The sequence below is a fragment of the Roseibium sp. genome (genome assembly GCF_048261595.1).
Taxonomy (GTDB): domain Bacteria; phylum Pseudomonadota; class Alphaproteobacteria; order Rhizobiales; family Stappiaceae; genus Roseibium.
The window spans coordinates 337877-353078 of the sequence record NZ_JBLXFW010000004.1; the positions used below are offsets into that span (position 1 = coordinate 337877).

A 15202-nucleotide genomic window follows, 5' to 3' on the forward strand; every position below is an offset into this window, starting at 1 on the left:
CTCGGCGAGATGCCTGGGACAGGCCTTCGGGCAGGCGCGACGCCTTGCCACTCACCCAACCAACCCAATTCGCCCGGCAAGTCCGGCGCGCCTGCCATCCCGTGGCATTTCCCACGGACCACCTGCCAAAACGCCGGAGGCAAGCCTCGCGGCGCTCTTCGTGCTGGAGCAGGTCATCAGCCCCGTGTCTGGAACGAGATACGGAAGAAACGAGGTTGATGACAAACCTCTCCGGCCTGCCGTCCCGGACGCAGCGAAGCGAAGATCCGGGATCGGTACTCATCTCAATGCAGTGAAAAAAGTATCTATCAATGGGGTCCCGGCACAAGGCCGGGACGGCGAACGCAGACAGAGGGGCGAGACCGTGGAGCGAAAGCAAAAGCGGCGCATAGAGGAGGAGAGGCGCATACCCCCTCTGTCTCCTGGCGGAGACATCTCCCCCTCAAGGGGGGAGAGGGGAACAAGCGGGAACGGCATGGATCGCCCCCCAGATCAGCTCGGGGCAGGCTCCGTCGAAGCCGGTGATGGCGGGGGAATGCGACCAAGACGGAGGAACAGCCACAGGAGTCATCCCCGCCTTGTGCGGGGATCCATTCGTTCCCGGAGCACTTGGGGCGTCTGCAAGACTCGCCTCATACGCCGTGCCTTTTCCGGCCCTTCCGGTTCGCAGCGATGCGCATTGGATCCCCGCACAAGGCGGGGATGACGGGAGAAGACATGACCATCGCGCAAACAAAAAGACCGCCCCGGGGGACGGCCTTTCGAACTCATTGGCTGCGGCTGAATATCAAACCCGGCGTTCGACCAGCATTTTCTTGATCTCGGCAATTGCCTTGGCCGGGTTGAGACCCTTCGGGCATGCCTGAGAGCAGTTCATGATGGTGTGGCAACGGTAGAGGCGGAAGGGGTCTTCCAGGTTGTCCAGACGCTCGCCGGTTGCCTCGTCGCGGCTGTCGATCAGCCAGCGGTAGGCCTGCAGCAGGATGGCCGGGCCGAGGTAGCGGTCGCCGTTCCACCAGTAACTCGGACAGGAAGTCGAGCAGCAGGCGCACAGAATGCACTCGTAGAGGCCGTCAAGCTTCTGGCGATCCTCATGGGACTGGCGCCATTCCTTTTCCGGAGCCGGAGAGACCGTCTGCAGCCAAGGCTCGATGGAGCGGTGCTGGGCGTAGAAGCGGGTCATGTCCGGAACGAGATCCTTGACCACCGACATGTGCGGCAGCGGGTAGATCTTGACCACGTCGCCGGCGACTTCATCCATGCCCTTGGTACAGGCCAGGGTGTTGGTGCCGTCGATGTTCATGGCGCAGGAGCCGCAGATGCCTTCACGGCAGGAGCGGCGGAAGGTCAGTGTCGGGTCGATCTTGTTCTTGATGTAGATGAGACCGTCGAGGACCATCGGTCCACAGTCGTCGGTGTCGACGAAATAGGTGTCGACCCGCGGGTTGCGGCCATCGTCCGGGTTCCAGCGGTAGATCCGGTATTCCCGAAGGTTTGTGGCGCCTTCCGGCTTGTCCCAAACCTTGCCCTCAGTCACCTGGGAGTTTCGGGGAAGCGTCAGCTGAACCATTTTTCATCGCTCCGCGTTTGGGCCCTTTTAGATCGCGTCCGGGCCACATTCCTCGGTGTTCAAGCGGCGAGCTCGAAGACCGTATTGTCGTTTGTCGATCCGGCCGCGCGGTATCCGAGGGCTTCCAGCCTGGAAGTACAGTCCTCGGCCCAATGCGGCCGGCAGTTGGTTTCAAGCATGATGACACGGGGCCACTGGCCACGGTCGGTGGCAGCAAGGAAGGGAAGAACCACACGGTCCTCGAAGCCTTCCACGTCCACCTTCAGAACATCGATCCGGGCAAGGCCCGCATCCGCGACCACGTCGGCGAGCGGGCGCACGGCAACTTCCCTCGGAGACCAGTCGCCGGCCCATTCGCCGGTGGTCAGGTCCTCAACCAGGGTGGCAAAGCCGCAATTGGACGGCTCGGACCACAGGGAAAGCGTTCCTTCCTTGTCGCCGATCGCAACTTCCGCCAGCTTCACCGACGTCAGGCCGTTGGCCTTCAGGTTGAAGGCGAGCTTGGCCGCCGTATCCGGGTTGGCTTCCACCGCCAGCACCTCTGCGCCGCAGCTTGCGGCAAAGAGGCTGTAGCTGCCGATGTTGGCGCCGACGTCGACAAAGACCGTTCCCGCCTTGAGGTAGGGCTTCAGCAGCTTGTGCTCGGCCTTTTCCGGCAGGCGGCCCTTGGCCAGGATCTTGCGGTCGTCATAGTTCTGGGACGGATAGATCCGGAACTTCAGACCGTCGGCTTCCGTATCGTAGGGGCCCTTGAAGACCCGGCCCACGAAGGACCGGATGCGCTTGCGCAGTCCCCTGGACAGGTCGTGCCGGTCCGCCAGCCTCCAGGCAAAGCGGACCAGACCTTCGGCAGGATAAGTGCCGAAGGGGCTCGTCGTGTCCATGAGGGTCGCGGTCGCGCTCAAGGGTCCTGCCGCTCCTTAGTAGACGCGCGCTTTGGGCGCGATCTTCTTCGGGTCGATGCCACCGTCCTCGAACTTGGTCAGCGGATCGAGAACCACCGGGCGGTAGTCGAGCTTGACGTCGCCTGCGTCGTTCACCCATGCGAGGGTGTGCTTGCGCCATTCGTCGTCGTTGCGGCCACCGAGCGGACCGTCCTTGTAGTCCTCGCGGGCATGGGCGCCACGCGATTCCTTGCGCGCTTCGGCGCCGTAGACGGTGGTGATGGCGTTGGCCATCAGGTTTTCCAGCTCGAGGGTCTCGACCAGGTCCGAGTTCCAGATCATGGAGCGATCGGAGACCTTGAGGTCCTTCATCTCGCCCCAGATTGCGCTCATGCGCTTGCAACCCTGCTCCAGGCTTTCCTGGGTGCGGAAAACAGCTGCGTCTTCCTGCATGGTCCGCTGCATCTTGTCACGCAGATCCGCGGTCGGCGTCGCGCCGTCCGCATTGCGCAGGCGGTCGAAGCGATCCATGATCTTTTCGCAGGAAGCGGCGTTCGGGGTCGGCACGGCTTCCTTCGGATCAACAACCTCGGCGGCCCGGATCGCGGCCGCACGGCCGAAGACCACAAGGTCGATGAGGGAGTTGGAGCCGAGGCGATTGGCGCCGTGAACGGAGGCACAGCCGGCTTCACCGACAGCCATGAGGCCCGGCTGGATACGGTCCGGATTGGCTCCGTCCGCGTTCAGCACTTCGCCCCAGTAGTTGGTCGGGATGCCGCCCATGTTGTAGTGAACGGTCGGCAGAACCGGGATCGGCTCCTTGGTGACATCCACGCCGGCGAAGATCTTCGCGCTTTCGGAAATGCCCGGAAGGCGTTCTGCCAGCATCGCCGGATCCAGGTGATCCAGGTGCAGGAAGATGTGATCCTTGTTCTTGCCGACGCCGCGGCCTTCACGGATTTCCATGGTCATGCAGCGGGACACGACGTCACGCGATGCCAGGTCCTTGGCCGACGGTGCATAGCGCTCCATGAAGCGCTCGCCTTCGGAGTTGACCAGATAGCCGCCTTCGCCGCGCGCGCCCTCGGTGATCAGACAGCCGGAGCCGTAGATGCCGGTGGGGTGGAACTGGACGAACTCCATGTCCTGCAGCGGCAGACCCGCGCGGGCCACCATGCCGCCGCCGTCACCGGTGCAGGTGTGGGCAGAGGTTGCGGAGAAATAGGCCCGGCCATAGCCGCCGGTCGCCAGAACAACCATCTTGGCCGCGAAGCGGTGGATGGTGCCGTCGTCGAGGTTCCACGCGATCACGCCCTGACACACGCCGTCGTCGGACATGATTAGGTCGAGAGCGAAGTACTCGATGTAGAATTCGGCATTGTGGCGCAGGGACTGGCCATAGAGCGTGTGCAGGATGGCGTGGCCGGTCCGGTCGGCAGCCGCGCAGGTGCGCTGCACGGGGGGGCCTTCGCCGTAGTTCTGCATGTGACCGCCGAACGGGCGCTGGTAGATACGGCCGTCCTCGGTACGGGAGAAGGGAACGCCGTAGTGCTCCAGCTCGTAGACAGCCTTGGGGGCTTCACGGGCAAGGTATTCCATGGCGTCGGTATCGCCGAGCCAGTCGGACCCCTTCACCGTGTCGTACATGTGCCATTCCCAGCTGTCCGGCGTCATGTTCTTGAGCGAGGCAGCAATGCCGCCCTGGGCAGCAACGGTATGGGAGCGGGTCGGGAAAACCTTGGTGATGCAGGCCGTTCTCAGGCCCTGCTCGGCCATGCCGAGCGTGGCGCGCAGACCTGCGCCGCCGGCGCCAACCACCACGACGTCGTAGGTGTGGTCGACAAATTCATATGTCTTGGGCATTCGGGTTAGCCTCCAAAGCCGATCTTGAGAACCGCAAAGATGCAGCCAAGGCCGATCACGGCGCAGAAGAAGGAGTTGGCCATCAGCGTCAGGAACTTGACGCCTTCGCCATGAACGTAATCCTCGATGATCACCTGCATGCCAAGCTTCATGTGATAGATGCCGGAGAGGATCACCAGCAGCATCAGGATCGACACGAGCGGGTTGCTCAGGCGGCTGACGACGTCTTCGTAGCTACCGCCCTGCAGCGATATGACAAGGATGACGAAGAAGGAAATCAGGAACACGTTCGCGACGGCGGTGACGCGCTGCTTCCAGAAGTGATCGGTGCCTTCCTTGGCCGAGCCAAGTCCACGGACCTTGTTCAGAGGGGTGCGCATATCGGTCATGTCAGTCTCCCTCAGCGAACCATGTAGCCGATGACCCACAGCAGGATCGTCAGCGCTACGGAACCGATGATCGTGGCACGCGCCAGCCACTCGCGGGCCTCGCGGCCAAAACCGGCGCCCATGTCCCAGATGAAGTGGCGCAGACCGCCGAGCATGTGGTGAACAAGAGCCCAGGTGAAGCCAAAGAGAACCAGGCGGCCGATGATCGAGCCGAAGATCTCGTTGACGAAATCGAAGTAGGCCGGACCGGCTGCAGCAGCAATGAGCCACCAGGCGAGCAGGAGCGTCCCGAAATAAAGAGCCGCACCGGTGATACGGTGCAGGATCGACATGACCATCGTCAGGATCGGCTTGTAGATCTGAAGATGGGGCGACAGAGGGCGATTGCCCCTCAGGTCGGCATTCGACATGGAATTTCTCTCCCGTACGACGCCATCTTACGTTTACGTAAGCGTAAGCAATCCAAGGCGTTGTCTAGAAGCGTTCTAGCGCCAAGACCCCGTCTCGTCAAAGCATCCTATGGACGAATATTAAAAGAGTTATGCTCGAAAAGGTGGAATCACGCAGGGAGCGCCCAGATTCTGAACGATATCAGCTGGCTAAACCGTTTCAGCTCTACGGCTGGTTATACTGACTGCCTACTTTTTCATCTATTGACTGACGATAACGCGCGGCCTTTTCAGACCGGAGCGCCGGCACGTACCCGCTTGAACAGGTGCATCATGAAGATGGTGGCGAAAATCGGCGTGATCAGATTGAGAATCGGCACGGCCAGAACGCCGGCAATCACCAGCCCACCCATGAACACCGTGCCGTTCCTGGCCTTGCGCAGGCGCTTGGCCTCCTCGACAGGCATGAAACGGGTCGCGGCGAACTCGAAGAACTCGCGGCCGAGCAGGTAGCCGTTCACGACGAAGAAGGCGACCAGGTTGATGCCCGGGATCAGCAGGAGGAACAGGGCAAAGAGGTTTCCGAGCAGGACAACTCCGGTGAACTTCAGCGCCAGGATGATCGACGGAATGACTGCCATTGCGCGGCCCGGAGGATCGTTCGGATAATCCTGCGCCTCGACAATATCGGCGATCTCGTCCTGAAACAGGCCGGCGAAGAGAGCCGACACAGGAGCGATCAGAAAACCGAGGCCGATGATCGCGCCGACGCCGGTCAGGATCGAAAGGGCTGTTTCGAGCCAGGGATAGGGGAGCTCGACGAAGCCCGCGACCACACCCTGCAGCGCGATCCAGATGACCAGCAGCACAGCCAGCGTAAAGCCCAGCATCTTCAGGAAGATCTTGCGGAAAGGCGGTTCGAAGACCTGGGAAATGGCACGGGAGGCAGCGGGAAACATCGGCAAGTCCGGATCAGTTCAAAGCTTGAGACACATAGGATGCTACTGACGAGCGCACAAGGTCGGTTCGTCCGGAGGCGACCTATTGAATAACGACGCCAGAATCTTCCAATTGCCTGAAAGCCCTCCGCCTGGAGCTCTCATCGGCTGCCAGGATGGCCGGAGCCGCAAGCTCGACCTTATAGCCGCGCGCACGACCCGCCAGAGCCGTCTTGGCGACGCAATAACTCGCATCCAGCCCTGCGATGCGGATGCGGCCGACATCCAGTCTCTGCAGCAACTGATCCAGCTCCCCGGTTTCAAAGGCGTCCTGGACCCGCTTTACCATGTTGTGGTCCGCTGCCCCTTTGAACGGATCGGCGAGTTCCGTGCCCGGGGTCCTGGCGATTGCCTGACCCTTCATCATCACCCGGGCAATGAGCCGCGTGGACGGGATTGACCATTCCTGGCGTACGGCAATGATCGGCACTCCACTGGCTCTCGCGGCCGAAATCTCGGCCAATATCGCCGATTCCGCCTTCGCTCTCGCCTCTTCGTTGTAGGCGCCGCCATCCCAAAAGACGGTCTGCAGATCAATCAGCAACAACGCCCTGTTGGGTCGTTCCCCGATCCGCTCGCCCCGGCTCACCTTTCCGATCAGCCGGATGCCGTTGAAGACCCAGACAAGCGCCGCGACAACGGGAATGGCGATGAACAGCCAAGTCATTCTCACTCTTCCCTCACGAAGGTCTTCAGTTTCTCCACAAGTGCCAGGGTGACCTCAAGCGTGACCCTGACATCATCGGGATCCAGATCGGCGCCGATCGCATTGACCATCTCGAGCTCGCGCTCCGAGACCTGAGATATCAAGTGCCGGCCTTTCTCGGTCAGGGCGATGAGCGGCGAATTCCTATGTCTCGGATTGGCGAGCTTATGGGTCAGGTCTTCGGCCAGCGTTTCATTGATCATTACCTGCACGTACTGCCGCTTGATCTCCAGATGGAAGGCGATGTCCGGCACACTCAGGCTGCCGTGCCTCAGCAGAATCTCAAGCACCGCACGCGCCCTCACGGTCAGCCCTGTACCCTGGAGTCCCTTTTCCACCAGCGCCTCGGCGGCCTGCATGAGAGGGCGGGACATCCAGATAACCTTGTAAAGATCTTCCGACTTCATCATGACAATAGGAATGTCATAATGACATGTATGATGTCAAAATATTTCTGGTTGCTGGCTGAACTTCGGGACCCGGCGGGCAAACGTGCATTGTGCCGATGCCATAGACCTGCTCCGAGGATATGCCGACCATCGCTTTATCGCGAGACAGGAAATCACAGCCGTCCGGGCCTTCTTGGCCAGGTGAAGTGCATTCGACGCGATAGTCGCGCTCGCGATCGACGACGGCACAAGGTCGGACCGCCTTCACTCAAAGGGCTCGCATTCAGTGCCCGGAACACGCTCACGAGCGGATGATTTTCACTATTGCTTCCGCAGCGTGATCCAAATGCAATATCGGCACGAACGGGAACCTGTTAAGTGACGTCCTGTTGTTGGGCATTTGGTTTGGAGAAATTGATGTTTCTGGGTAACTGTCTGCTGCGGCGAAGATTAATGGCTCCGGTGGCCATATTGGTGACCACATTTCTCGCAGCTTGTCAGGGCACGCCCGTCCCGACGCAAACGCAACCAAGCTACCTTGACCAGGTCCGGCTTGCTCAGGTCGATATCGATTTCTCGAATGCCGAGCGGCCATTGCTGGTTGACGACCTGAATTCCGACATCAACGAAACTCTTTCTGGGGGCTCCACGCTCGCATCGCTCGGAACCCGGTTCGGTGTAATCAACGGTGCTGCCAAGCAGGCCGCGCTGGAAAATGCTATCGCAGCGAATGTCAGACCGCATGTCGAGGACGCGCTCAACCCCTTGCTCACGGGCACCCGTCCCGTCCGCGCAGTGGTGGATATCAGGTCCGTCTTTGTCAGAAGCCGCCTGAGCCTCCAACAGCTGACCGGCGCACATGCTTACGTCAACGGCAAGAAACGGCCCGACAACGCCCAGTTCATCGCAGGGTTGACGCTTGTAGACATGGAAACCGGCATGCCGATCCAGCAGGTCGAACCGATCACGCGGATCGACGACGGCGCCATCACCATTGCAGGCGGCGGCCCCAAGGCACCGGGCTACGGAAAGGCCGGCAGGCTCAATCAGCTGATCTTCGACTTTGCCCGCGCGGCAGCCAACGCTCTGCAGCGCAACGCCTCAAGCGAAGACTTCAGCATTGATGCAAGCGAAGGCGATGCGAGAACGCTCTGGGAAAGCCGGACGGCCTTTTAGAGTTCTGAACCGCCTAGAACCTCGTTCGGGCCTTCAGAGCCTGGGCGAGGGTGCCCTCGTCGAGATAGTCAAGTTCTCCGCCGACAGGCACACCATGGGCAAGCCTAGTGACGTTGACGTCAAGGTTAGATAGGTGATCCATGATGTAGTGGGCAGTGGTCTGCCCCTCGACCGTGGCGTTGATCGCCAGGATGACCTCGGAGATATCTTCCCGGCCGCAGCGCTCGATCAGGGAGGCGATGTTCAGGTCTTCCGGTCCGACACCATCGAGCGGAGACAGTGTTCCGCCCAGAACATGGTAACGGGCATTGATGGCTGATGCCCGCTCCAGTGCCCACAGGTCCGCTACATCCTCAACGACGACCAGAACGCTCTGGTCACGCTTCGGGTCGGTACAGATGGCACAGGGGTCGGACGTGTCGACGGTGCCGCACGTGGAACAGACGCCGATCTTCTCCACTGCGACGCCCATGGCCTCGGCCAAGGGTACCAGCAGCTGGTCCTTGCGCTTGATCAGATGCAGGGCGGCGCGCCGCGCAGAACGCGGACCGAGCCCCGGCAATTTGCCGAGGAGCTGGATCAGCCGTTCGATTTCAGGACCTGCAACTTTCGGACTTGCCATGGATATGAAAACCCGTGTTTTCCGCGACGATGTTTCTGTTCGGCGCCGACGCCAACCTTTGTCATCCCGGACAAGCGCATCGGCTCACCGATCCCGGGTCAGGCCCGGGATGATGGCTCCATAGGCTGACGCCGCGCCAGATCCTTGCACTCGATCAGAACGGAAGCTTCATGCCCGCAGGCAGGCCAAGACCGCCCATGAGTTCCTGGGTCTTTTCCTGCATCTGCGTTTCGGCCTTGAGGCGGGCCTCATTGTGAGCCGCGATGATCAGGTCCTCGAGGATCTCGACATCGTCTTCCTTGAACAGGGACGGATCGATCTTAAGCGCCTTGATCTCACCCTTGCCGGCAATCGTGATCTTGACCAGACCGCCACCGGACGTGCCTTCGGTTTCGATATTGGCAAAGGCTTCCTGCAATGAGCCCATCTGCTCCTGCATCTGCTTTGCCTGCTTCATCATCTTGAGGAAATCCATCGTCCCCGGTCTCCGTGTCTGAAGGCGCCGTTCGCGCGCTTGGCTTTTGTTGCAATCGCCGTAGACCGGCTTTTCGGGTGACGCAACCCTTAAATGTCGTCCGCGTCGTCTTCACCCAGCGCCTCGGCCAGCAGTGGATCGGCCAGATCCATTTCGTCGTCATCGGCGACATTGACCTGAACATCCACGACCTTGGCTCCGGGGAACGCGCTCAGCAGCGCCGCGACCGTCGGGTGCGAACGAGCATCTGAGAGAAGCTGCTCCTGGTTGGCGACCTCTTCCTCGTGAAGGGTCGGCCGGCCCGGGTTCCGGCTGACGCTGACCATCCAGCGGGTGCCGGTCCACTCGGTCAGCTTGCGACCGAAGTCGCCGGCAATGTCCGCCGGAGCGTCTTCGGTCGGCTGGATCTCGATCCGGCCCGGCTCGAACTTGACCAGGCGCATCTGGCGCATGATTGCGACTTTCATGGGAATGTCGCGCTTTTCAGAAGCAAGGTTTGCGCAATCGCGGAGATTGGCAAGCTGGATCGCTGGCGGTGCGGGCTTCACTTCCGGTGCGGGCTGCGCCTTGATGATGCGCTCGGGGGCAGCCTGTGCGGCACCTCCGGCAATTGCCTGCAGCTGAGGACGGCCATTGCCGCCCGCTGCCATCGCCGTGCCCAGCGCCATGGTGGGACCACCGCCACCGCCGGACATGGGCCCGGACTGGCCAACGGCATGGGCACTGCCGCCCGAGGAACTCGACCCGCCAGAAGGCGCACCACCGCCACCCGGCAGCGGCGCGCCGCTGCGGAGCATGGCAAGAGCATCACCCGGATCGGGAAGGTCTGCGGCATAGGCAAGGCGCACAAGAACCATGTCGGCAGCCGCAAGCGGCTTTGGCGCCGACTGAACTTCCTGAACGCCCTTCAACAGGATCTGCCAAGCCCGCGACAGAAGGCGCATGGAGAGCTTTTCGGCAAACTCGTGTCCGCGCAGACGTTCGGTCTCCGTGACGGAGACATCATCTCCCGCCTTGGGCACCACCTTCATGCGGGTGACAAGGTGGGTGAAATCGGCAAGGTCCGCGAGCACAACTGCAGGATCGGCGCCGACGGCATACTGGGCTGCCAGTTCCTCCATCGCCTCGGCGATGTTGCCGGACATGACGTGACCGAACAGATCGATGACTCGGGCCCGATCGGCGAGACCCAGCATCTCGCGCACGTCCGTTGCCTCGATGGCACCGGCGCCGTGGGCCATGGCCTGATCAAGCAAGGACAGACTATCGCGGGCCGAACCCTCTCCGGCACGGGCGATGAGGGTCAGGGCTTCGTCGGTGATCTGGATGTTCTCGGCGTCCGAGATCCGGCGCAGAAGTCCGACCAGCTTGGGCTGTTCGATGCGGCGCAAGTCGAAGCGCTGGCAGCGGGACAGAACCGTAACCGGCACCTTCCGGATTTCAGTCGTCGCGAAGATAAATTTCACATGCTCCGGCGGCTCTTCCAGGGTCTTCAGGAGACCGTTGAAGGCAGCATTCGAGAGCATGTGCACTTCGTCGATGATGTAGACCTTGTAACGTGCCGTTGCCGGACGATAGCGGGCCGCGTCGGTGATCTCGCGAATGTCGTTGATGCCGGTATGAGAGGCGGCGTCCATCTCGATCACGTCGACGTGCCGGCCTTCCATGATCGCCCGGCAGTGCGTGCCTTCCTGCTCCAAGCGTACGGTCGGCCGGTCTGCGACACCGGGAACCTCGTAATTGAGGCCGCGGGCGAGAATGCGGGCGGTCGTCGTTTTCCCGACTCCGCGAACGCCGGTCAACATCCAGGCCTGGGCGATCCGGCCGGTGTCGAACGCGTTTTCCAGCGTCTGCACCATTGGCTCCTGCCCGACCAGATCCTCGAAGGTCTGCGGGCGGTATTTTCGGGCCAGAACCCGGTAGGCGCTGTCTTGCCGGGCGGGGGAAGCGGTCCCCTCGCCGGCCGAGGGAAATCCAATCTCGTCCATGGCGGCACCTTACCGTTTTTTCGTCCGGTCTGTCGCGGCCTGTTTCGACTTTTCTTGTGCAGGACACTGATGCATCTTCGCGGCAGCAGACAGATAATACGAATGCAATCGCGGGACCGGAATTGCTTCCGCCGCATCATGGGCGCTTGAATATCGAGGAAAGATCTGAAGGTGGGAGGCTGGACGATGACCCGCGCCAAAACTCGTTAGGGCTGCTTCCTTCCGGACCTGACCCGGTTGGCGAGTGGTACGTCCACGCCAACCTCCCGAGCGCCTTATATCAGGACAAGGTGGGGGCTTGGCAAGGGGCGGGGCAACATTTGTTTAGCCGTACCTAGACGTAGGCGATAGACCGAACGCAGGAAGGCGCTATAGTCTTTCTCATCGGCCTATATCGGATAATTTCATGATCGCTTTTGACATCAACCCCCGCCTTGAGGGCGACAGCTATCCGGTCACGGATCTCAGCCTGTGTGCCGTGCGGTTGATGAAGGATGCCAATTATCCTTGGCTCCTGCTCATTCCGCGCAAGCAGGACCTTATCGAGCTCATCGATCTTCAACCGCTGGAGCGGATGATGCTGATGGGTGAAATCAGCGACGTGAGCACCGCGCTGAAGTCGGTTACCGATTGCGAGAAACTGAATGTCGCCGCGATCGGCAACGTGGTTTCCCAGCTTCATGTGCATGTTGTCGCACGCTTCCGTGACGACCCAGCCTGGCCCGCGCCGGTCTGGGGAGCCGTGCCGTCAATTCCCTATGAGGCCGAGCGCGCGCAAACCCTTATTGGCCGATTGCAGGATGCCCTTGCGCGCTGACCTTGCGCAGCTTTTCCCTACTCTCCCGTTTCAGGACACACTTCCGCATGACACATGCTGACGCGCCTGCGCGCTCCGAAATGAGCTTCATCACCAACGAACTGGACCGCTGCTCGGACAAGCGCTCCGACACTGCATGGCTGACGGGCCGACTTGAAGCCGCCGATGCCGCGATCGTGTTGTCGAATGCACAGCAGCTCGTCCTGAACACCTCTGGCGACGCCATTAGCATGCGGCACACCCTGGCATCCGCACTGGCCCTCGGCGCTCTTCGCGAGGAAATGATTTTCCTGGGCCAGCAGCCTGATGGTTCCGGCCCGCTGTTCGCGACGGCAATCTCCAAGACCGACGAAGAGGTCGAGGCAATCGAGGGCGTCACCGGTATCGATCTTCGAACACTCGCACTGCAGCGTCATCTCCAGGATCCCGACCTCAGCGCCCTCTCCCAGGCCCGTGCGATGATCCACTGGCACCGGACCCACAAGTTCTGTTCGCGCTGCGGCGAGCCGACAAAGCTGGCCGAAGCCGGATATCGCCGCGATTGCCCATCCTGCGAGGGTCAGCATTTTCCTCGCACAGACCCTTGCGTGATCATGCTGATCACCGATGGAGACCGGGCGCTGCTTGGCCGCCCGCCGCGCCTCGCGCCGGGCATCTTCACGACCCTTGCCGGTTTCATGGAACCGGGCGAAACCATCGAACAGGCGGTGCGCCGCGAGACCATGGAAGAAGCAGGTATTTCCGTTGGCAACGTTGCAATCGTTTCCAACCAGCCCTGGCCGTTCCCCGCAAACCTCATGCTCGGCTGCATCGGCGCGGCGACTTCTTCCGAGATCAAGATGGACGAGAACGAACTGGAAGCCTGCCGCTGGTGCGACCGGAACGAGGTTCGGCAGATGATCGCCGGCACCCATCCCGCCGGCGACATGATCCCGCCATCGATCTCCATCGCCTTCCAGCTGATCGCGGCATGGCTCGATGGCGAAATCTCGCCTCCCTGAAACAGCCTGCAAGCGCCATGAGTTTCTGCGTCTATCTTACCCATCCACAGGTTCAGATCGATCCCGGCGTTCCAGTTCCGGATTGGGGTCTGTCGGATCTGGGCAAGGAGCGAGCCAGGAACGCCGCCTCAATGCCATGGGCGGGCGAGATCCGTCATGTCATTTCCAGTGCTGAGCGCAAGGCGATCGAAACCGCCGAGACTTTCGCAGACGTCTTTGGTCTTTCCGTCACGCCCATCGAGGCCATGCATGAGAACGACCGCTCGGCGACCGGTTTCCTGCCACCAGACGAATTCGAGCGCGTGGCCGACTGCTTCTTTGCCAAACCGGAGACCAGTGTCCGTGGCTGGGAACGCGCAGTCGACGCCCAAACACGGATTGTAGGTGAGGTACGAAAATGCCTCGCCGATATAACGGACCCCGAACCGGTTCTGTTCGCCGGACACGGCGGCGTTGGAACCCTGCTCAAGTGCTTCCTGATGGGGACACCCATCGACCGTCGGCACGATCAACTTCCCGGCGGCGGATGCTGGTACAGGTTCGACAAGACCTGGCTTCAGACGTCCGGTGCCCCGTCCCTTCCCTGGTCGGCAATTTGAGGTCAAATGCCCTCCAACATTGCTTCTCCACACCCGTCTCCCTGATCTCGTCACAGACTGTGCTAGGGTGATGCCGCTAGGTGATTTGCCGGGAGATCTGCCGTGGTCAAGGTCCTGTCCTTCGCGTTGATATGCGCCGCATTTTTCAGCGGAGCTGCCTTTGCCGGACCTCATGACGCGGCCTTCCAGGCGTTCCTCAAGAACGACGTTATCCCTGCCGCAAAATCCCAGGGCGTGAGCGAGGCTACCCTTTCCCGCGAACTCAAGGGCCTTACGCCGGACACCTCCCTGCCCGGGCTTGTCGGGCCCGGCGGCAAGGGCACTCCGCCGAAGATCAATTTCCAGGCAGAGTTCGGCGCACCAGCAAACTACTTCAAGGACAGCCAGTTCAACGCGCTCGTTCCGGGCGGTCAGCGGCTCATGCGCAAACATGCGAGCGCCCTGACCGATATCGAAACGCGCTACGGAGTGCCGAAGCGGATCATTCTGGCAATCTGGGCAAGGGAATCCGGGTATGGCGGCGCCAAAATTCCCCATGACGCCATCCGCGTGCTCGCAACCCGGGCCTTCATGGGTCAGCGTCCCGACTTTTTCAAAGGCGAGCTGGTCGCTGCCCTGAAAATCCTGCAAAACGGCGATGTCTCCCGCGCGGCCATGAAAAGTTCCTGGGGCGGGGCAATGGGCCAGCCGCAGTTCCTTCCTTCAAGCTTCCTGCAATACGCCGTGGATTTCGATGGAGATGGCCATCGCGACATCTGGTCCTCCGAGGTCGACACCATGGCCTCGATCGCGAACTATCTCGCCAGGCACGGCTGGGTGACGGGGCGCGACTGGGGCTATGAGGCTGTCATTCCGGACGCACTCTCCTGCGCCCTCGAAGGCCCGGACAACCGGCACGCGATTTCCGAATGGGTGAAGGCGGGCGTAAAACGGGTCAGCGGCCGTCCATTCCCGGAGCACGAGCTTTCCCAGGCGGGCAACATCCTGATGCCGGCCGGGCGCTATGGACCGGCCTTCATCGCCACGGAAAACTTCTACGTCCTCAAGGCCTACAACGAGAGCGACACCTACGCGCTTTTCGTCGGGCACCTGGCCGACCGCTATGGCTCGAACAAGGGCTTCGTCCAGCCCTGGAAACCGATGAAGGCGACCACCCGCGGCGCCGTTCGCACGTTGCAGCAGGCGCTGGAGGCCAAAGGCCACGACGTTGGCGGCGCCGACGGCCTCATCGGCTACAAGACCCGCCGCTCCATCGGCAAGGACCAGGAAGCCGGCGGGTACTACCCAACCTGCTGGGTGGGGTGATGGAAGAATTCAGCTGCAGTGACAAATGTTC

Annotated in this window: 16 protein-coding genes and 1 other RNA gene; 5 read left to right on the forward strand and 12 right to left on the reverse strand. The window is 61.4% G+C overall.

Translation table 11 applies throughout. The features are described 5' to 3' along the window. Window positions 1-787 precede the first annotated feature (787 nt). From ACN0SY_RS15105 to ACN0SY_RS15140, 8 genes are all read right to left on the reverse strand, one after another. On the reverse strand, window positions 788-1570 hold the full coding sequence (locus ACN0SY_RS15105; protein ID WP_417688497.1) for a succinate dehydrogenase iron-sulfur subunit: 783 nt from the start codon (window positions 1568-1570) through the stop codon (window positions 788-790). Between the two features lie 59 nt (window positions 1571-1629). After that, on the reverse strand, window positions 1630-2475 hold the full coding sequence (locus tag ACN0SY_RS15110) for an FkbM family methyltransferase (RefSeq protein WP_417688499.1): 846 nt from the start codon (window positions 2473-2475) through the stop codon (window positions 1630-1632). Between the two features lie 15 nt (window positions 2476-2490). Then, window positions 2491-4317 (reverse strand): succinate dehydrogenase flavoprotein subunit, encoded by a 1827-nt coding sequence (sdhA, locus tag ACN0SY_RS15115; protein ID WP_417688501.1) that lies wholly within the window; start codon window positions 4315-4317, stop codon window positions 2491-2493. Window positions 4318-4322: 5 nt separating this feature from the next. Continuing rightward, window positions 4323-4706: a succinate dehydrogenase, hydrophobic membrane anchor protein gene (sdhD, locus tag ACN0SY_RS15120; RefSeq protein ID WP_417688503.1), complete on the reverse strand. Its 384-nt coding sequence runs from the start codon at window positions 4704-4706 to the stop codon at window positions 4323-4325. A gap of 11 nt (window positions 4707-4717) precedes the next feature. Continuing rightward, window positions 4718-5116 carry a succinate dehydrogenase, cytochrome b556 subunit gene (gene sdhC / locus ACN0SY_RS15125; protein WP_417688505.1) on the reverse strand — a complete coding sequence of 133 codons (399 nt, stop codon included), beginning with the start codon at window positions 5114-5116 and terminating at the stop codon, window positions 4718-4720. Window positions 5117-5385: 269 nt separating this feature from the next. Continuing rightward, window positions 5386-6054, reverse strand: coding sequence for a sulfate transporter family protein (locus ACN0SY_RS15130; RefSeq protein WP_417688507.1), 669 nt, complete (start codon window positions 6052-6054; stop codon window positions 5386-5388). 82 nt (window positions 6055-6136) lie between these two features. Next, on the reverse strand, window positions 6137-6760 hold the full coding sequence (locus ACN0SY_RS15135; protein ID WP_417688509.1) for a cysteine hydrolase family protein: 624 nt from the start codon (window positions 6758-6760) through the stop codon (window positions 6137-6139). 2 nt (window positions 6761-6762) lie between these two features. After that, window positions 6763-7209, reverse strand: coding sequence for a MarR family winged helix-turn-helix transcriptional regulator (locus tag ACN0SY_RS15140; protein WP_417688511.1), 447 nt, complete (start codon window positions 7207-7209; stop codon window positions 6763-6765). Window positions 7210-7662: 453 nt separating this feature from the next. Between ACN0SY_RS15140 and ACN0SY_RS15145 the strand changes: the two genes are divergently transcribed. Then, window positions 7663-8364, forward strand: a complete 702-nt coding sequence (locus ACN0SY_RS15145; protein ID WP_417688513.1) for a hypothetical protein — start codon at window positions 7663-7665, stop codon at window positions 8362-8364. Between the two features lie 13 nt (window positions 8365-8377). Here the strand turns inward: ACN0SY_RS15145 and recR are convergent, their stop codons facing one another. The 4 genes from recR to ffs all read right to left on the reverse strand — a co-directional run bounded on the left by recR (window position 8378) and on the right by ffs (window position 11718). Continuing rightward, a complete protein-coding gene (recR, locus tag ACN0SY_RS15150; protein WP_417688515.1) occupies window positions 8378-8986 on the reverse strand; it encodes a recombination mediator RecR in 609 nt (202 codons plus the stop codon). A gap of 154 nt (window positions 8987-9140) precedes the next feature. Then, window positions 9141-9461: a YbaB/EbfC family nucleoid-associated protein gene (locus ACN0SY_RS15155; RefSeq protein WP_417688517.1), complete on the reverse strand. Its 321-nt coding sequence runs from the start codon at window positions 9459-9461 to the stop codon at window positions 9141-9143. An 89-nt stretch (window positions 9462-9550) separates the two neighbouring features. Then, complete coding sequence (locus ACN0SY_RS15160) at window positions 9551-11449, reverse strand: DNA polymerase III subunit gamma/tau (protein ID WP_417688519.1); 1899 nt, start codon at window positions 11447-11449, stop codon at window positions 9551-9553. A gap of 169 nt (window positions 11450-11618) precedes the next feature. Continuing rightward, window positions 11619-11718, reverse strand: an RNA gene (gene ffs, locus ACN0SY_RS15165) — signal recognition particle sRNA small type. A 137-nt stretch (window positions 11719-11855) separates the two neighbouring features. On the opposite strand from ffs, the gene ACN0SY_RS15170 reads away from it, so the two are divergent. From ACN0SY_RS15170 to ACN0SY_RS15185, 4 genes are all read left to right on the forward strand, one after another. Then, window positions 11856-12266, forward strand: a complete 411-nt coding sequence (locus ACN0SY_RS15170; protein WP_417688521.1) for an HIT domain-containing protein — start codon at window positions 11856-11858, stop codon at window positions 12264-12266. A gap of 47 nt (window positions 12267-12313) precedes the next feature. Continuing rightward, window positions 12314-13267 (forward strand): NAD(+) diphosphatase, encoded by a 954-nt coding sequence (nudC, locus tag ACN0SY_RS15175; RefSeq protein WP_417688523.1) that lies wholly within the window; start codon window positions 12314-12316, stop codon window positions 13265-13267. Next, the gene (locus ACN0SY_RS15180) at window positions 13237-13866 is read left to right on the forward strand and encodes a histidine phosphatase family protein (protein WP_417688525.1); all 630 of its coding nucleotides are present in this window, start codon (window positions 13237-13239) and stop codon (window positions 13864-13866) included. Before nudC ends, ACN0SY_RS15180 begins: the two co-directional genes overlap by 31 nt. Window positions 13867-13968: 102 nt before the next feature. Further along, entirely contained in the window at window positions 13969-15171 is a 1203-nt protein-coding gene (locus tag ACN0SY_RS15185; RefSeq protein WP_417688527.1) for a lytic murein transglycosylase, read from the forward strand. Window positions 15172-15202 lie beyond the last annotated feature (31 nt).